Annotated in this window: 18 protein-coding genes; 8 read left to right on the forward strand and 10 right to left on the reverse strand. The window is 67.1% G+C overall.

Annotation, left to right across the window (positions count from 1 at the left end):
• Positions 1–54 precede the first annotated feature (54 nt).
• The gene (locus TY25_RS19445; RefSeq protein WP_042258203.1) at positions 55–714 is read right to left on the reverse strand and encodes a response regulator; all 660 of its coding nucleotides are present in this window, start codon (positions 712–714) and stop codon (positions 55–57) included.
• Positions 711–1,724: a sensor histidine kinase gene (locus TY25_RS19450; RefSeq protein WP_042258204.1), complete on the reverse strand. Its 1,014-nt coding sequence runs from the start codon at positions 1,722–1,724 to the stop codon at positions 711–713. The genes TY25_RS19445 and TY25_RS19450 overlap by 4 nt, the downstream gene beginning before the upstream one ends.
• Positions 1,725–1,901: 177 nt before the next feature.
• Here TY25_RS19450 and TY25_RS19455 point away from each other — a divergent pair, with 177 nt between their 5' ends.
• The 3 genes from TY25_RS19455 to TY25_RS19465 are packed head-to-tail and all read left to right on the forward strand — an operon-like array spanning position 1,902 to position 3,984.
• On the forward strand, positions 1,902–2,174 hold the full coding sequence (locus TY25_RS19455) for a cation:proton antiporter regulatory subunit (RefSeq protein ID WP_014984711.1): 273 nt from the start codon (positions 1,902–1,904) through the stop codon (positions 2,172–2,174).
• A 38-nt stretch (positions 2,175–2,212) separates the two neighbouring features.
• A complete protein-coding gene (locus tag TY25_RS19460) occupies positions 2,213–2,671 on the forward strand; it encodes a CBS domain-containing protein (RefSeq protein ID WP_042258372.1) in 459 nt (152 codons plus the stop codon).
• Positions 2,672–2,700: 29 nt separating this feature from the next.
• Positions 2,701–3,984, forward strand: a complete 1,284-nt coding sequence (locus tag TY25_RS19465; RefSeq protein WP_042258374.1) for an ArsB/NhaD family transporter — start codon at positions 2,701–2,703, stop codon at positions 3,982–3,984.
• Between the two features lie 24 nt (positions 3,985–4,008).
• Here the strand turns inward: TY25_RS19465 and TY25_RS19470 are convergent, their stop codons facing one another.
• Complete coding sequence (locus TY25_RS19470; protein WP_342448140.1) at positions 4,009–5,520, reverse strand: serine/threonine-protein kinase; 1,512 nt, start codon at positions 5,518–5,520, stop codon at positions 4,009–4,011.
• 402 nt (positions 5,521–5,922) lie between these two features.
• Here TY25_RS19470 and TY25_RS19475 point away from each other — a divergent pair, with 402 nt between their 5' ends.
• Together TY25_RS19475 and TY25_RS42765 are read left to right on the forward strand one after the other, a co-directional pair.
• Positions 5,923–6,372 (forward strand): hypothetical protein, encoded by a 450-nt coding sequence (locus TY25_RS19475; RefSeq protein ID WP_042258206.1) that lies wholly within the window; start codon positions 5,923–5,925, stop codon positions 6,370–6,372.
• 355 nt (positions 6,373–6,727) lie between these two features.
• Entirely contained in the window at positions 6,728–6,865 is a 138-nt protein-coding gene (locus tag TY25_RS42765) for a hypothetical protein (RefSeq protein ID WP_156055115.1), read from the forward strand.
• A gap of 20 nt (positions 6,866–6,885) precedes the next feature.
• Here TY25_RS42765 and TY25_RS19480 read toward each other — a convergent pair whose 3' ends face one another.
• Positions 6,886–8,445, reverse strand: coding sequence for a flavin-containing monooxygenase (locus tag TY25_RS19480; RefSeq protein WP_042258207.1), 1,560 nt, complete (start codon positions 8,443–8,445; stop codon positions 6,886–6,888).
• A 47-nt stretch (positions 8,446–8,492) separates the two neighbouring features.
• The gene (locus tag TY25_RS19485; RefSeq protein WP_042258208.1) at positions 8,493–10,037 is read right to left on the reverse strand and encodes a flavin-containing monooxygenase; all 1,545 of its coding nucleotides are present in this window, start codon (positions 10,035–10,037) and stop codon (positions 8,493–8,495) included.
• Positions 10,038–10,404: 367 nt separating this feature from the next.
• Between TY25_RS19485 and TY25_RS19490 the strand changes: the two genes are divergently transcribed.
• Entirely contained in the window at positions 10,405–10,695 is a 291-nt protein-coding gene (locus tag TY25_RS19490; RefSeq protein ID WP_146153981.1) for a hypothetical protein, read from the forward strand.
• 31 nt (positions 10,696–10,726) lie between these two features.
• Here TY25_RS19490 and TY25_RS19495 read toward each other — a convergent pair whose 3' ends face one another.
• Together TY25_RS19495 and TY25_RS19500 are read right to left on the reverse strand one after the other, a co-directional pair.
• Positions 10,727–12,211 (reverse strand): amidase, encoded by a 1,485-nt coding sequence (locus TY25_RS19495; protein WP_042258210.1) that lies wholly within the window; start codon positions 12,209–12,211, stop codon positions 10,727–10,729.
• Positions 12,212–12,270: 59 nt separating this feature from the next.
• Complete coding sequence (locus TY25_RS19500; protein ID WP_042258211.1) at positions 12,271–12,912, reverse strand: TetR/AcrR family transcriptional regulator; 642 nt, start codon at positions 12,910–12,912, stop codon at positions 12,271–12,273.
• Positions 12,913–13,025: 113 nt separating this feature from the next.
• Here TY25_RS19500 and TY25_RS19505 point away from each other — a divergent pair, with 113 nt between their 5' ends.
• Positions 13,026–13,832, forward strand: a complete 807-nt coding sequence (locus tag TY25_RS19505; RefSeq protein ID WP_042258212.1) for an SDR family NAD(P)-dependent oxidoreductase — start codon at positions 13,026–13,028, stop codon at positions 13,830–13,832.
• Positions 13,833–13,896: 64 nt separating this feature from the next.
• Here TY25_RS19505 and TY25_RS19510 read toward each other — a convergent pair whose 3' ends face one another.
• The 3 genes from TY25_RS19510 to TY25_RS19520 all read right to left on the reverse strand — a co-directional run bounded on the left by TY25_RS19510 (position 13,897) and on the right by TY25_RS19520 (position 15,898).
• A complete protein-coding gene (locus TY25_RS19510) occupies positions 13,897–14,880 on the reverse strand; it encodes an NADP-dependent oxidoreductase (protein ID WP_042258213.1) in 984 nt (327 codons plus the stop codon).
• An 88-nt stretch (positions 14,881–14,968) separates the two neighbouring features.
• On the reverse strand, positions 14,969–15,331 hold the full coding sequence (locus TY25_RS19515; RefSeq protein WP_042258214.1) for an STAS domain-containing protein: 363 nt from the start codon (positions 15,329–15,331) through the stop codon (positions 14,969–14,971).
• 147 nt (positions 15,332–15,478) lie between these two features.
• Positions 15,479–15,898 (reverse strand): Hsp20/alpha crystallin family protein, encoded by a 420-nt coding sequence (locus TY25_RS19520; RefSeq protein WP_081868984.1) that lies wholly within the window; start codon positions 15,896–15,898, stop codon positions 15,479–15,481.
• 146 nt (positions 15,899–16,044) lie between these two features.
• On the opposite strand from TY25_RS19520, the gene TY25_RS19525 reads away from it, so the two are divergent.
• Complete coding sequence (locus TY25_RS19525) at positions 16,045–16,404, forward strand: MerR family transcriptional regulator (protein ID WP_042258216.1); 360 nt, start codon at positions 16,045–16,047, stop codon at positions 16,402–16,404.
• The last annotated feature ends 11 nt before the right edge of the window (positions 16,405–16,415 follow it).

A 16,415-nucleotide genomic window follows, 5' to 3' on the forward strand; every position in this document is an offset into this window, starting at 1 on the left:
CGTCGCCGCGCCTCGGCGTGCGCAGCCACCCACCCCGGGCCCGTGCGCGACGGTTCAGGGTTCGATCAGCCCGGCCCGGATGGCGTAGCGGGTCAACGCGAGCCGGTCCCGCAGGCCCAGCTTCTGCATGACGTTGGCCCGGTGCCGGTCGACGGTCTTCACGCTGATGAACAGCTCACCGGCGATCTCCCGCGAGGAGAATCCCTCGGCGACGAGTTTGACCACCTCCTCCTCGCGCGGCGTGAGGATGCTGCGCGGCAACGCCTCGCCGTCGCGGGCCCGGTGCAACCAGTCGCGGATCAGCGAATTGACCGCGCCCGGGTACAGATACGACTCGCCGCGCAGGGTGGCCCGGCAGGCTTCGAGCAGGTCACGGTCGGCCACGGATTTCAAGACATAACCGGAAGCGCCGACGCGCAGGGATTCGAAGAAGTACTGCTCGTTGTCGTACATCGAGAGCATGAGAATCCGCACCTGCGGGTTGCTGCCCGCGATCTCGCGGGCGGCCTGGATCCCGGTCAGCCGCGGCATCGCGATATCGAGGATCGCCAGATCGACCGGTGTGGCGGCGATCTGCTGGATCGCGTCGTAGCCGTTGGCCGCCTCGGCGACCACGGTGAGATCGGGTTCGGCGTCGAGGATCAGCCGCAGACCCGAACGCACCAGGGCGTGGTCGTCGGCGAGCAGGATGCGGGCCGGTGCCGCGGTCGTCACGAGCTACCTCCTGAACGGTGCTGCGGGATGGTCACGCACACCTCGGTGCCGTATCCGGGCGCCGAATCGATCACCAGCGTGGCGTCCACCAGCAAGGCCCGCTCGCGCATGCCACGGACGCCCGCACCGTCCTCGACCACGCCGCCGCGTCCGTCGTCGCGGACCCGCAGCACCAACGTGTCGTCCTGCGCGGCCAGGCTCAGGCGCACCGCGGTCGCCTGCGCGTGCCTGGCGATATTGGTCAAGCTCTCCTGCGCGATGCGATAGCAGACCAGCTCGACCTCTTCCGCGAGCCGCGGCAGATCGCGATCCACCGTGCGCGCCACCGTGATTCCCGCCGTGCCGGCGAATTCGCCGCACAGCGCGGCGAGCGCGCTCGCCAACCCCAGATCGTCGAGCACGTCCGGGCGCAGCCGCCGGGCGATATTGCGGACCTCGTCGAGACACCCGCGCACGGTCTCCTGCGCGCCGTGCAACACCTCGGCCACGTCGGCGGGCGAACGGTCGGCGGCCCGTTTCATCGAAAGCAGTGCGACGGTGAGACTTTGGCCGATCTCGTCGTGCAGCTCACGGGCGATCCGGCGGCGTTCGCCCTCCTGCGCGGCCAGCGCCGACGCGCTCGCCGCGGTGCGTTCGGTGGCCAGCCGATCGACCATCGCGTTGAACGTATCGATCAGGCGGGACAGATCACCGTTGCCGCGGTCGTCGAACCGGCCGCTACGGCGCAACGGATCCACCCGATCCATCGAGGCGATCAATCCGTCCAGCGGCGCCAGGCTCGTCCGCAGCAGCAGCGCGTTCGCCGCCAGGATGACCGCGAGGCCGATCAGCAACACCGGGACCTCGGTCAGCCGCACCCGGGCCGACACCGTCGCCGGGGACAGCGCCAGCACCAAGGTGCCGAGCGTGAAGACCGCTCCGTTGATCAGGAAGATCCGCCGGAACAGGGCCTGGGCCGGCGTACGCGGCCCCCGCCGGAACACGCTGGCGGCACTGTCCGGTCGGTCCATCCTCCCAGTCTGTCCGCCGGTGCACGCCGGTGTCCATGGGGTCTGACACCCATTCCGCGACCGCCCGACTACATAGCCGCCACCTGCGGAGATGAGTAACAGCACCGATGGTCGGCACACCCGGTGCCGACCGAGACTGAGATCGGAAACCACGGGACCGCAGGAGGAGTATCCGGCATGGATGTCGATCGCACGACGGTGCCGGGACGAGGCACCGTGCACCATTTCCTGGCCCGCGGCGGCGCGCGTTTCGCCCTGCTCACCGCCTCCGACGGCGACAAGCACGTGCTCGTCTACGACGACACCGGCGACGAACCGGTGCAGATCGTCGCGCTCGAACCCGACGAAGCCGACCAGTTCGCCGCACTCCTGCACAGCGCCCCGCTCCCCGATCGGGTGGCCCGCCTCGAACGGCTGCTCGACACCCTCGCCGACGATCGGAACCGGTGATGCCCACCTTTCCCCCGCACGCGCAACGGGACCTAGCCATGCAAGCACGTGAGATCGCGATCCAGTTGCCCACCGTCCGGGTGGCCGACCCCGTCGCCAAGGCCATGCGGTTGATGGTGGTCAATCGACTACCCGGAATGATCGTCGTCGACGACGCGGACCGGCCGATCGCCGTGCTGCCCGGCACCCAGGTGCTGCGGCTGGCCATCCCGAGCTCGTATCAGAACGACCCGGCACTGGTCCGCACGATCGACGAGCTGCACGCCGAACTCTTCTGGCAGGAACCCGGCCGCTGGACGGTCGGCGACTGCCTGCCCGAGACCATCGCCAAACCTGCCGCCGTCCGCCCTGACGCCACCCTGCTCGAGGTCGCGGCGCTGATGGCGCAGAAGCACAGTCCGCTGGTCGCGGTCGTCGACCGGGATCGCACGCTGCTCGGCGCGGTAACGCTGGAGCGGCTGCTGCTGAGCCTGGCCATCGCCGGACCCGAGGACTGAGCCCGCCGGGGCCGCACGAGGTGATCGGCGTGAATCAGCTACTGGCCCTGACCATTTTCGTCGGCGCCTTCTGGTGTATCGCCACCGAACGCGCCGACAAGGTCAAGATCGTGCTAGTCGCGGCGGGGCTGATGACGGTGCTCGGGCTGGTGCCGGGCGAGCAGGTGTTCTACTCCGCGCACAACGGCATCGACTGGAACGTCATCTTCCTGCTGCTCGGCATGATGATCATCGTCGGCGTCGTCAAACACACCGGACTGTTCGACTTCCTGGCGATCTGGGCGGCAAAACGTTCCCGCGGCAAGCCGTTTCGGCTCATGGTGATGCTGATGGTGATCACCGCCGTCGCCTCGCCGCTGCTCGACAACGTCACCATCATCATGCTCGTCGCGCCGGTGACGATCGTCGTGTGCGATCGACTGCGGCTGCCCGCGCAACCCTTTCTCATCGCCGAGATCCTCGCCGCCAACATCGGCGGTGCGGCGACCCTGGTCGGCGATCCGCCCAACATCATCATCGGCAGCCGGGCCGGGCTGAGCTTCAACGATTTCCTGGTGCACATGGCGCCGGCCGTCACGGTCATCTTCGTGCTGTTCGTGCTGTTCACCCGCTGGTTGTTCCGCAGGCATCTACGCCACGATTCCGCGCACATCGAGGTCGTGATGGCGCTGCACGAGCGGCGCGCCATCACCGACCCCAGGCTCCTCGCCCGCTCCATGCTGGTGCTCGCCGCCGTCGTCCTCGGTTTCGGGCTGCACTCGGTGTTCCATATCGCGCCCTCGGTCATCGCACTGCTCGGCGCCGGTGCGATGGTGCTGATCTCCGATCTCGAGGTGGGCGATATTCTCCGCGAAGTCGAATGGGGCACACTGGTTTTCTTCATGGGACTGTTCGTCATGGTGGCCGGGTTGGTGCACACCGGCGTGATCGACCGCATCGGCGACGCCGCCGTCACCGCGTTCGGCGACAACCCGCTACTAGCCTCTGCCACACTGGTTTTCGGTTCCGCCGTAGTCGCCGCATTCATCGACAACATCCCCTACACGACCACCATGGCGCCCGTCGTCGAAGGCTTGGTCGCCGAGACGCCGAACCCGGTGCACGGGCAAGCACTCTGGTGGTCGTTCGCGTTCGGCGCCGACTTCAGCGGCAACGGCACCGCGGTCGCCGCCAGCGCCAATGTCGTCGCCCTCGACATCGCCCGCCGCGCCGGCCACCCCATCACCTTCTGGACCTTCACCAAATACGGCATCCTCGTCACCGCCCTGAGCACCACCCTCGCCTGGACCTACCTCTGGGTGCGCTATTTCTGAACGCACCGGCGGCACCGCGCGGCGTCAATAGACGTACACCACAGCGTCCTTGCCGCCGCTGCAACTGACGAGGCCCGCTTCCGCTGTGCACACCATGGAGTAGGTGAGTCCGGTGACCGGACTGAAGGCGACGACCACGCGAGGCCGAGGCGCCGGTGGACCGCTGGCGGCGTAGGCGCGACGTACCTCCTCGGCAAACGCGCAGGAAGTGACGGTGGTGCCCGCCGCCGAGGCGGTGAAAGCGCCGGTTCGGCCGAAGACCGGCGCGCACGGCGTCGCGCCCGGCGGCAGATCCCCTGCCACAACCGCAGGCACCGCGGGCACCGCGACGGTGCTGTGCTTGCCCGACCCGACCGGCGCCCCGTTCGGCGTGGGCTGGGCACCACTTCTGGTCTCAGGTTCGACGGCAATCAACGAAGTCACGACTCCGCCGAGGGCGATAACGGCCACCAAAAGCAAGCCGAGGACGATCGATACGGCACGAGACCGCCTCGTCGAAACAGGAAGCGGCGCAACGCGGAACGGAGCACTCGCGTACAAGATGCCCGCCGGCTGGGCCGAACCGCCTGTGCGCGCGATGATCTCAGCCGCAGAACCTAAGCCACTGGTCGGTCGCGTCAAGGTGGCCGCATAAGCAGGCGTTGCGCCGACCGTGGTGGGTACCTCCTGACTGTCGATCGCCGTTACCTTGTCCAGTCGTGGTGCGGACAACGCCGCGCGTGCCGCGCGGGCCAAATCACCGGCGGTGGGATAACGAGCCTCCGGATCCTTCGCCATACCGCGCGCGACGACAGCGTCGAGAGCAGCCGGAATGCCTGGTCGGCTGATGCTGAGCCGGGGTGGCGCAGATATGAGGTGCGCCTTCACAACATGACTGACACTCGACGCGGGGAAAGGTCGCTCGCCGCTCAGGATTTCGACGAGCACACAAGCGAGTGAGTAAACGTCTACGCGGCTGGTGACCGGTGCATCGTCGAACCGCTCGGGAGCCATATAGCCGTACGAGCCGATCGCAGATGCCGCAGCGGTGAGGCCGGGGTCGGCTGCGGAGCAGGCAATACCGAAATCCACCAGATAGGCGAAATCGTCACTGGTCACCAGGATGTTCTCCGGCTTGACGTCGCGGTGGATCAAGGCCTCCGCGTGCGCCGCATCCAATGCGGCTGCGACCTGTTCGATGAGGGCGACTGCACGAGCCGGTGCGATCGGTCCGTACCCGACCAACGTCCGCAGGCTGTGCCCGCGCACGAGTCGCATGTCGATATAGAGTTCACCGTCGATCTCGCCCCAGTCATGGATCGGAACGACATGCGGTTCTTGCACGCGAGCGGCCGCGCGTGATTCCCGACGAAACCGTTCCTGAAACGTTGTGTCCTTCGCCAACGTTTTTGGCAAGATCTTCACCGCGACCGCGCGGCTCTTTGCCGTGTCGAAAGCCTCATACACCTCCCCCATGCCGCCGCGACCGAGCAGCGCACGCAACTCGTAATGACCGAACTGCATGCCGACTCGGCTTTCCGCGGTCGATCGGTCCACTGCGAGCCTCTTTCGGATGCACGACAGAGGCAGCGATTTCTCGCGCCATTGATACAACATTGTCGTCCAAGCGAAATCTTCGCCGATTGTCCCGCGTCCTCTGCCGGGGGATGAAATGAACAGTGCCGCAATCCTATCCGGCGGGGCCACAACCTGCCTATCCATCGAACAATCGACACCCCGAGTGCACCGGCCTAGTCAACTCTGCGATCTACCCCCATAACTCCGGCAGCTAACAAACCTACAGATCCGACTTAAAGATGTTGGGGCAAAGCCATTTTCGCGTATTCAGCTGCGGCTTATAGTTTACGCATCGGGGCGTTTCTGTCAGTACTGTCGACGCCGCCGGGCCGTGCGGTGGAGCCCGTTCGTTGATATTCGGAGGTCTTCAGGTCAAGCCTGATGTGGGCGCCTCACGCCAACAACAAGATTCATGAGCCCGGGATCGAAAACGCGGTCAAGCATCTGGACGCGACGCCCGGTCTGAACATCGTGCTCGAGCCGGGAACGGGCAATGGCGCGATCGATATCAGCAACGAACGCTTCCAGGGCGACGTCGCGGGTTTGGGCGGCTGGGACAACGGTCCGTTCGTCAAACTCGACCCCAAGAACAGCAGCTTCGACCCCGCCGACCGCACCGAGATCGCCGGACACGAACTACTGCACGCCATCGGCCTCGATCACAACGAGAGCGAATACAGCATCATGGCCAGCGTCGTCAACCGGTGCGGTGAGGGACCCAGCCCACTGGGCAAAGCGAAGTCGGCGAACTCAACAAGATGTATCAGCGCGAAAAGCCGAAAATTCGGAGTCACCCTCCGACAGCACCCCGCAGAAAGGCGATCCCGATGATCGGCCGACCCGTCCTGGCACACCCCGGCCGAAACCGGAGAAACCGAGCGGCGACTACACCGACCTGTTCGGCGATGGCAGCGATGCGTCGCGCCCGGACAAGGCGGGCGACGGATTCGACTGGTTCGGCGACAGCGGCACCCGCGCGTCCGACAGCGGCACCGGCTTGTTCGACATCGGCGACACGCTCGATACCGCCGCGTGGTCCGGCGGCGGCAATCAGTTCGCTGACCTCGCCGGTGCCGGCCTGTTCTGACACCGGCGGTGGACACAAGTCACATCCGTCCATGTTTGACCCTCGCGTAACAGGGAATCGCAGCAATACACCACGCCCGATTTTCCGGAGGTCAATCTCATGGCTGTATCGCGCACCGACCGCAACGAACCGGCCCTCATCGACACCGTGCCCGGAATGCTGCTGGCGCTGCTGCTGATGGTGGTGATCGCCGCGATCGGGCTGAGTTACTCGCTCACCGCCGCGATCCCGGCGTGACGCGCGCGCGGCTCGTCCGGCTACGGTAGTTCGGCCGCCGCCAACTCGACGCCCCCGGCGGCAGGCACCGTTGGAGACGACGTGTACCGGTAGTGGTCGAGTGGGAAATGCCGGTTGCTCCAATACATTCCGAACTGGGTGGTCGCACGGAAGGCCGGTCCGTCCCCCTGGTAGTTGATGTAATAGGTGCGCGATTCCGCACAGCCTTGCTTGAACAGATAGGTGTTCTTGTTGCGGGCATACATGCGGGCGAAGTATTCCTCGTGCGGCTCCCGGCGGATCTCGGCCCGGGTGGCGCCGCGCCGCAACGCCTCGGCGATGACCCGGCTGCTGTGTGCGGCGGTGGCTTCGATGAGCGGGATCACCGAACCCGGCGCGTAGCCGTAGGGCCCGAAGATGTGGAACATGTTGGGGAACCCGGGCACCGACACCCCCTCGTAGGCCTGGTACCGGTGGGTGTCCCAGTACTCCCCCAATTCGGTGCCGCCACAGCCGTATACGGGATACGGCGGCGTAGCGCCCTTGTCCATCACCTGGAATCCGGTGGCGGTCACCACCATGTCGAACTCGCGATGTGTGCCGTCCGCGGTGACGATGCCCTGTTCGGTGCAGCGTTCGATCGCCGTGGTGACCAGGTCGACATGGGGCCGGGTGTAGGTCTTGAAATAGTTGTTGGAGATCGACGGGCGTTTGCACCCCAGCCGATAGGTCGGGGTGAGTGCGCGGCGCAGGGCACTATCACGCACCTGGGTGAACAGATAGGCCTTCAGCGCCGCTTCACCCGCGCCGAGCACGGCCGAGGTCAGGCGCGGATAGTCCGACAACGCCAGGCCGATCCCGAGGAAAGCGTTCACGGCGACGTTGCCGACCAGCCGGACCGCCTGCTGGGTCGGCGGAAAGTCCAGTGCCCGATGACCGACCCGGCCCAACGCGAAGTCCGGTTTGGGCGCTACCCAGATGGCGGTCCGCTGGAAGACCGTCAGCTGCTCGACCTGCTCGGCCAGCCGCGGAATCACTTGCAGCGCAGTCGCTCCGGTACCGATCACCGCGACGCGTTTGCCGCGGTAGTCGTAGGAGTGATTCCAGCGCGCGGTGTGCATGAGCATGCCCGTGTATCGATCGAGTCCCGCAATGGCGGGCGGCTTCGGCTGTTCGAGGACGCCGACGGCGCTCACCAGGAAGCGGGCGGTGATCTCGTCCCCGTCGGTGGTCAGCACCCGCCACTGATCGGCGGACTCGTCGAACCGTGCCCGCACCGCCCCGCAACCGAGCCGCAGTTTGTCGCGCAGGCCCTGCCGATCCGCCACTTCTTCGGCGTAACGCTGGATCTCGGCGCCGGGCGCGAAGAACCGGGACCACCGGGAGCGCTGCTGAAACGAGAAGTTGTAGATCGGCGACGGAACATCCACGGCCACACCGGGATAGGTGTTGGCGTTCCAGGTGCCGCCGACCCGCTGCCACTTGTCGATGATCAGGAAGTTGTCGACGCCCGCGCGGCGCAGCGCCGCGCCGGTGCCGAGGCCGCCGAAACCCGCACCGATGACGAGCACGTCGTAGTCGGGTGTGCTGATGGAACGCATGAGAACTTGCCCGTGGTCGTGCGGCCGTTCCGGCCGGGGCGGTCGTGTCATGCCGAAACTCCCGCCGGGGCCTGCATCTCGTACCGGTAGTCGTCGAGCGGGAACCGGCGGTTACCACGCCGGGCCTCGAAGAACCCCGAGGGCCGGACATAAGTGGTGTCGCCCTGCGAGTTCCGATAGTAGGTCGGCACATGGCCGTTGAGTTCGGCCAGGTAGTAGCGCAGCGACTCGCCGCGCCGGTGCACCGTCCGGTGGTACGCGTCCGCGGCCTCCTTGCGCACCTCGCACCAGAGCGCACCCCGTCTGCGCGTCTCCGCGATCGCGCGCACGGCGTGGTCGGCGGTCATCTCCACGAACGCGTGCCACCCCGAACCGGTCCAGGAGTACGGGCCGACCAGGGTCCACCGGTTCGGCAGACCGTGCACCGATACGCTCTGATAGGCCTGCAGGCCTTCTTCACGATAGAACTTGGCTAAGTCGAATCCGTTGCGGCCCAGTATGGTTCCCGGTCGATACGTCTCCGGGTCGGAGAAGACCTCGTAACCGGTCGCCAGTATGAGTGCGTCCAACCGATGCAGCGCCTTGTCGCCGGTCCGAACTCCGGTCGGCGTGATCTTCTCGATCGGCGCCGTCACCAAGGCCACGTTGTCCCGGTTGTAGGCCTGCAGGTAGCTATTCGACAGGGTGGGCCGCTTCGCCACCGGGCCGAAGTCCGGCGTCAACGCCACTCGGGTCGGCGCGTCGGTGACCACGCGCGCCAGATAGCGCCGGTACAGCGCCAGGCAGGCGGAGTCGAAACGGTCCATGGCCGGATGCACCACTCTCCCCGGCAACCCGACCACCCCACGCAACGCGAGATCGATCACCACCAGCGCACCGCCGTGCAGCGCCGGCTGGATTCCCGGGACTGCCAGAACCCGTTGCAGCGCAACCGGAATACGAAAGTCAGGCTTCGGCAACGACCAGACCGGGGTGCGCTGGAAGACCGTCAGCTTGCCGACCTGCGGGGCGATGGACGGAATGATCTGCACCGCACTGGCACCGGTGCCGATGATGCCCACCGCCTTGCCCGACAGGTCGTAGTCGTGATCCCAGCTGCTCGGGCGCAGGATCTTCCCTTTGAAGGCGGGCACACCGGCAATGCCCATCTCGGTCTTCGGCCGGACGAACGCGCCCACCGCGCTGATCACGAATCGGGCACTGACGGTGGACCCGTCGGCCAGGAACAACCGCCAGTAGCCCGCATGCTCGTCCCACTCCTCCCGCTCGACCTCGGCGCCGAACCGCACCCGGTCGCGCACGCCGAAGCGACGCGCCACGTCGATGTGGTACCGCTCGACCTCGGCGCCATGCGGAAAGACTCTGCTCCAGTTGGCTTTTCGGGCGAAGGAATACTGGTAGGCCAGCGCCGGGATATCGACGCCGAGCCCCGGATAGTGGTTTTCGTGCCAGCTGCCGCCGACCTCGTCGGCGCGCTCCAGCACGACGAAATCCTCGATGCCCGCCCGGCGCAGTTTCACACCCGCCGCGATACCGCCCGGACCCGCCCCGATCACGGCGACCTCGTACAGCGGCGCTGCTGTCTCGTTCATGTCCTGTCCCGCTTCGTGATCCGGTGCAGTCGCCCGATGCCGCCGCCCGTGCCTGTCACCGCCACCGCCATGGCCTACGACCCGAACGGGGAAGGACATCCAGAGGTACAGAGATCATGGCGCGACTCCTGTGTCGTCCGCGTAAAAAGCGACGGGTGCCCTCCAAAATAGACTGTCTCAGACACCGACGCAAGGTTTGGGCACAACGACCACCCTCGGCCGACATCGAATGCCGCATCCTTGCGCCGCTCGGTGGCTGAGCCCACCGACTGTGTCATTCGACCGGCCTACAGAATTCCCTTGTGCGCCAACATGTCCCACGTTCGGCCGATACCGCCGGCCCGGCGCGGGTGACACCGTGGTGCGCATGGACGCAACTCTCATCGGCATCATCCTCGGCCTCACCTACATCACCGCCGGGATCATCGTCTGCAAGATCTACTACCGCAAGCGGCACGGGGTGCCGCTGAAGGTGATCAACGGCGGCCCCGCGTTGTTCTTCACGCCCGCTTACTATTTGGCGTGGGTCTGGCCACTGGCTTTCGTCCTGCCCACTCTGAAAGATCCGACCCCGTGCACCCACGTCGCGCACATCGAGGCCCGCGCCCGGATCAATGCGGCAGCCGAGATGTACGAGGCGGAACGACGCCACCGGTGACCGGCGCGGCCTGCCACGGCACGCCTAGGAGCTACGCGGGTTCGGGCGGCTCGAGCTGCGCCCACGGCTGGGCTGTCTCGAGCTGCGCGGCCAGTTGCAGCAGCAGGAACTCGCTGCCGAGAGCGCCGACGAACTGACTGCCGAGCGGTAGGCCGTCGGCCGTGCGATGCAGCGGCACGCTCATCGCCGGTCGGCCGGTGACGTTGGCCAGCGGTGTGAACGGCACCGGGGTCAGGTTGGCCCGCACGATCTTGCGGTAGATTGGGCTACGTGTAATGGCCGGGCCCGCACCGACTTCCAGCAGCGCCCCGAGGATCTTCGCCAGTGCCGCAGGCGGTTTGGTCTGGCCGATGCGCAGTGGCGGCGCGGCGATGGTCGGGGTGAGCCACAGGTCGTAGGTGTCGTGGAATGCGGCCAGCGCTCGTCCGTGGGTGTTCCAGCCCTCGTGCGCTTCGAGCAGGGCCGTCACGGTCTGCGCGCGCCCGGCCGCCGCCGCGGCCCGGGTGGTGATATCGAACGCGGAGTCAGGCGCACCGCTGATCCGCCGGGCCTTGGCCAATTTCGTCGCGAGATTGGCGGTCCACACGGCCATGAAATCGTGGGCCAACTGCTCGCCATCGATCCGCGGCGCGGCGGGTTCCACGTGATGGCCCAGCTCTTCCAGCAGTGCTGCGGTGTGCTCGACCGCCCGCACGGCTTCTGCGTGAACCGTTGTGCCCAAAGGCGATTCGGAGCTGAACCCGATGCGCAGCGGTCGCGGTGAGGTGCTCACCGCCGTGGCGTAGGGCTGCTCGGCGCGCGCGGACAGGTAGGGGCCACCGGGATCGGGCGCACTCAGCACATCGAGCATGACCGCCGTGTCGCGGACACTGCGCGACAGCACGCCACTGGTGGAGGCGCCGAAGATGTTCTCGGCCGCGTCCGGACCGGCCGGAACCATCCCGCGCCCCGGCTTCAGGCCGAACAATCCGGTGCAGGCCGCGGGAACCCGGATCGACCCGCCGCCGTCACTGGCGCCGGCCATCGGCACGATCCCCGCCGCGACCGCGGCCGCCGCGCCCCCGGACGACCCGCCCGGCGACCGGTCGAGATCCCAGGGATTCCTGGTCGCGCCGAAGGTTCCGGTCTCGGTGACCGCTACGGCCCCGAACTCGGGTGTGGTGGTCTTGCCGAAAACGACCAGGCCGGCGTCGATCCACCGCTGCACCACGATGCTGTGGTGGGTGGCGTCGATCTTGCGCAACGGACCGGTGCCCGCGGAGGTCGGATACCCCGCGAAATCCTGGCCCAGATCCTTCAGCAAGAAGGGCACCCCCGCGAAGGGCCCCGTCGACGGCGCGGCCGCGGCCGCCCGCCCGGCCTCGGCCATCAGCAGGCTCACCGCGTTGATACCGGGATCGACCTGCGCGCAACGGTCCAGAGCGACCTGCAACAGTTCGGCCGGTTGCACTTCGCCCTTGGCCACCAGTTCCGCCAGGCCGACTGCGTCATATGTCCGATATTCGTTGTACCGCATGGGTTTTCCCTTCCGCCGTGCACACCATCGGTGGCTGGACAATAACCTGCCCGGCTACCTCACGCCGCGCCGAGGTGAGCGAGGGCGGCAATGAGACGGTCGGCGATGTCCGCGGGCCACGGAAAGGACGGCGCGACCACCCGCTGATGCGCGAGCCCGTGCAGTCCCAGCCACAGCGCCACCGCATCCGCGGCCGGATCGGTACTGCTGGAAACGCCGGCGGCGACACAGTCGGCGAGCGCCGCGGCGAGCAGGTGCAGGCTCTCGTCCCCGAGCATCGCCATCTCGCTCTCCGACACCGAACTGTCGCCGAGATCGGGCACCCAGACCCCGCCGAACATGGTGCGATAAGGCCCGGGTCGCGCCTGCGCGAAGTCCAGATACCCGTGACAGACCGCCGCGAGCCGCGCCCTGGGCGACTCGCCCGCAGCGTCGAACGCGGCACGCAGCTGTCGCGCCATCTCGCCGAAGGCGTCCTGCGCCACGGCCAGCATGATCGCCGGCTGGTCCGGGAAGTGCCGGTAGATCGAGGGCGCCGCGATGCCCGCGCGCCGCGCGACCGAGCGCAAGGTGATGGCGCTCGCGTCACCGGTTTCGTCGAGCAGCGCGACCGCCGCCGCCACGATCTCGTCCCGCAGTCGCGCACCCTCACCGCGCGGGTTGCGGGATCGGACAGGTGCCGAAGTCTCGTTCTTGCCCATGCGTCTCACCTTACAACACAAAACTTACATATGTTATCCCTTGCCTTCAGTTAACTAACAGTCGTAGCCTTACGTCCGTTAATTGAGGATGTAGTGGCAAAAGGATGGATCGAATGAGCAAGGTGTGGTTCATAACCGGCGTTTCGCGCGGACTCGGCCGGGAGTGGGCGGCAGCCGCGCTGGAACGAGGCGATCAGGTCGCGGGCACCGCTCGCGATCTGACGGCACTGGCCGCGCAGGCCGCCGAGTTCCCGGCGACCTTCTTACCGTTGCAGCTGGACGTGACGGATCGGGCCGGTGTGCACGCCGCGGTCGAGCAGGCCGTACAGCATTTCGGGCACCTCGACGTCGTCGTGAACAACGCCGGGTACGCGCAGTTCGGCATGGTGGAGGAGCTCACCGAGGAGCAGATCCGAGCCGAATTGGAGACCAATCTGCTCGGGCCACTGTGGGTTACGCAGGCGGCACTTCCCTTCCTGCGCGCCCGCGGGGCCGGGCACATCATTCAGGTCTCCAGCGTCTGGGGACTGCTGGCCGCAGCGAACACCGGCGCGTACAGCGCCTCGAAGTGGGCGCTCGAAGGGTTGTCCCAGGCACTGGCCGACGAGGTCGCGGGTTTCGGCATCCACGTCACCGTGCTCGAACCCGCCAGCTACGACACCGGGTTCACGCTTACCCGATTCACCACGGCGAACGCGGCTTACGATCCTGCCCGCGCGGCCATCGACTATACGGATCAACCGCTCGGCGCACCGCGTGCGACCCGATCCGCTCTGCTGGCGGTCGTCGACGCCGGCAAGCCACCGCGGCGGCTGCTGCTCGGGCAGGGGGCGTTGCGCTACGTCACCACGGAATACGAAGCGCGCCTGGCGCTGTGGCGCGAGTGGGCCTCGGTCAGCGAAGCGGCACAGGGTAATTGACCAACAACAGGAAGGCCCCTCGCGCTGCATGGTCGCGCGGCGCGGCCTGCCACGGTGCCGATGCTTACGGGATCAGCACCAGTTTGCCCGGCGCGTGTCCGGCGAGCCCGGCCTGGTGCGCCTGCGCCGCTTCCGACAGGGGATAGACGCTGTCGATCAGAATCTCCAAATCGACTGCGCGTGCGGCCAGTCCGGCCCGGGCGGCGTTGCGGAACTCGGTGCCCGCATCCTGACCGGGTCCATAGCCGAGCACCTTGATACCGGCGGCGACGTGACGATCACCGCCCGCGATCGAGACGAGGCGTCGCCGATCGGCGACGACTGCCAGCGAGGTGTCGAACGCCTCGTCGCTGCCCGCGCAGTCGATCGCCGCGGTGACGGTACCGGGTGCGGCGGCCCTGACGCGGTCGAGCAGTCCCGTGCCGTAGCTCACCGGAATCGCGCCGAGCCGTTGCAGCAGTGCGTGATTGCGGGCGCTGGCGGTGGCGATCACCGTCGCGCCCGCCGCCACGGCCAACTGCACGACCAGCAGCCCGACCCCACCGGAACCGCCGTGGACGAGCAGCGTGTCACCGTCGTGCACACCCGCGGCGTGCAACGCATGCATCGCGGTCAGGCCTGCCAGCATCAAGGCCCCGGCCGCCGGCCAGTCCAGTCCGGCGGGCTTCGGTATCAGCGAACTCACCGGCGCCGTAACGTAATCGGCGTAGGCACCGGTGATCGGGTACACGATGACCTCGGCGCCGACCGCCACCTCCGTGACGGTCGAACCGACCGCGGTGACGACGCCGGCGCACTCGAGGCCGAGCCGGGGCAGGTTCTCGGCGAGCCCGGCCGCGCCCTTCTCGTCGTCGTCGACCTCGTGGAACGAACCACTGTAGATCTTCCAATCGATGGGGTTCACGCCGGCGGCCCGCACCTGCACGACGACCCCGTCGGCATCCGGTTGCGATATCTGCGTTTCGACGATCTCGAGGACGTCCGGCGATCCGTACTTGCGCGGCCGTACGATCCTGCCCACGGCCACCGGTTCCTGATTGCGGTTCATGCACTCAGTCTCGAGGCAGCCGGGATTGATGTCTACTGCAATCTCTGCAACGAATACTTGCACCCAGCGCACATGAACCGCGCTGGATTCACGCGACGCTCGGGTCCTCGTCCGGCGACAGCGCGCCGTCCAGGGTGTCGAACACCGTGAGAACCTGGTCCAGGCCCGTCACCTCGATCGGTCGGCGCACCTGCGGCGACGCCACGACGCGCAGTTCGCGCCGCGGCACGGACTCCAGCGCGAACAGCAGTGCGCTGAGCCCGGCGGAACCGAAGAACCCGACGTCGGACAGATCCATGACGAGCACCTCCGATCCGGCGTCGAGCGCCGCCTCGATCCCGGCACGTAACAGCGTCACGGAGGCGGCGTCGACTTCACCGCCGACGGTCAGTACCGCCGTCGCCGCGTCCTGTTCCAGATGTGTTCGCAATACTCGCGATTCGGTACTCATCGGGTAACCGCCGGCGCGGTGCCACCGCGCAGCTCGGCAGTGCGCATGGTCATGAGAAACCTCCTCGCACAGATGTTCTGACTATCGTCGGGCGGGCGGGCCCGGGGCTACCGGGCCCGCCCGAGGGAAGGGTGTCGTGCCGGACGCTCAGGCGTCGATCGCCTGCCGCCGTTCGCCGTGTTCGATCTCGATCTTGCGCGGCTTGGCCTTCTCCGCGACCGGAATCGCCAGGCGCAGTACACCATCGGTGTAGTCGGCCCGGATGTGGTCGGTATCGAGACCTTCGCCGAGGAACAGCTGACGGCTGAACACACCGCGCGGACGTTCGGCGGCGATCATCGAACGCCCCGAATCCAGTTCCTGCCGAGCCGCTTTCACGGTCACCACATTGCGTTCGATGTCCAGATCCAGCGATTTCGGATCGATCCCCGGCAGGTCGAACTCCACCAGGAACTCGTCACCGTCGCGCCAGGCGTCCATCGGCATCACCGCGGGTCGCGCCGCTGTGCCGAACACCTGCTGCGTGAATCGGTCCAGATCACGGAACGGATCGGTACGCATCAGCATGGTCGCCACCTCCAACACACTCCATTCTTCCTCGTTGTTTCAGATAACCTGTGTCATCTGACATAGATTTGTTTTAGCACTCTCGACAGATGAGTGCAAGTGGTTAGAATAGAAAACCTCATGAGCACCAAGAGATCAGGAGCGCGATGCCACAGGAGCCCCAGCAGGAATTTCACCTACCCCCGTCGGGCCAGGCCGTATACGGGATCTCGGTGGCCGCCGACCTGGCCGGGATCGGGGTGCAGACACTGCGGCTCTACGAACGCCACGGTCTGCTGACACCCGCCCGCAGCGAGGGCGGCACCCGCCGCTACAGCGGTGACGACATCGCCCGCCTGCAGCGCATCACCACCCTCGCCGCCGCGGGCGTGAATCTGGCGGGCATCGGCCGCATCCTCGACCTGGAAGACGCCAACGCCACCCTGCACACCGACAACGACCGTCTCCGCGACGACAACACCGCGCTGCGCGAATCGGGTCGGCGCGACACCGAGGCCGCCGGCTAACCGACCGGCGG

This window comes from Nocardia brasiliensis NBRC 14402 (assembly GCF_000308475.2).
GTDB classification, from domain to species: domain Bacteria; phylum Actinomycetota; class Actinomycetes; order Mycobacteriales; family Mycobacteriaceae; genus Nocardia; species Nocardia brasiliensis.

Bases quoted from the DNA above. Each gene is read 5' to 3' on its own strand.
- TY25_RS19505 (WP_042258212.1), top strand. From the start codon at position 13,026: ATGAGCAAGGTGTGGTTCATAACCGGCGTTTCGCGCGGACTCGGCCGG.
- TY25_RS19510 (WP_042258213.1), bottom strand. From the start codon at position 14,880: ATGAACCGCAATCAGGAACCGGTGGCCGTGGGCAGGATCGTACGGCCG.
- TY25_RS19520 (WP_081868984.1), bottom strand. From the start codon at position 15,898: ATGCTGATGCGTACCGATCCGTTCCGTGATCTGGACCGATTCACGCAG.
- TY25_RS19500 (WP_042258211.1), bottom strand. From the start codon at position 12,912: ATGGGCAAGAACGAGACTTCGGCACCTGTCCGATCCCGCAACCCGCGC.
- TY25_RS19490 (WP_146153981.1), top strand. From the start codon at position 10,405: ATGGACGCAACTCTCATCGGCATCATCCTCGGCCTCACCTACATCACC.
- TY25_RS19450 (WP_042258204.1), bottom strand. From the start codon at position 1,724: ATGGACCGACCGGACAGTGCCGCCAGCGTGTTCCGGCGGGGGCCGCGT.
- TY25_RS42765 (WP_156055115.1), top strand. From the start codon at position 6,728: ATGGCTGTATCGCGCACCGACCGCAACGAACCGGCCCTCATCGACACC.
- TY25_RS19475 (WP_042258206.1), top strand. From the start codon at position 5,923: ATGTGGGCGCCTCACGCCAACAACAAGATTCATGAGCCCGGGATCGAA.
- TY25_RS19495 (WP_042258210.1), bottom strand. From the start codon at position 12,211: ATGCGGTACAACGAATATCGGACATATGACGCAGTCGGCCTGGCGGAA.
- TY25_RS19485 (WP_042258208.1), bottom strand. From the start codon at position 10,037: ATGAACGAGACAGCAGCGCCGCTGTACGAGGTCGCCGTGATCGGGGCG.
- TY25_RS19455 (WP_014984711.1), top strand. From the start codon at position 1,902: ATGGATGTCGATCGCACGACGGTGCCGGGACGAGGCACCGTGCACCAT.
- TY25_RS19525 (WP_042258216.1), top strand. From the start codon at position 16,045: ATGCCACAGGAGCCCCAGCAGGAATTTCACCTACCCCCGTCGGGCCAG.
- TY25_RS19460 (WP_042258372.1), top strand. From the start codon at position 2,213: ATGCAAGCACGTGAGATCGCGATCCAGTTGCCCACCGTCCGGGTGGCC.
- TY25_RS19480 (WP_042258207.1), bottom strand. From the start codon at position 8,445: ATGCGTTCCATCAGCACACCCGACTACGACGTGCTCGTCATCGGTGCG.
- TY25_RS19515 (WP_042258214.1), bottom strand. From the start codon at position 15,331: ATGAGTACCGAATCGCGAGTATTGCGAACACATCTGGAACAGGACGCG.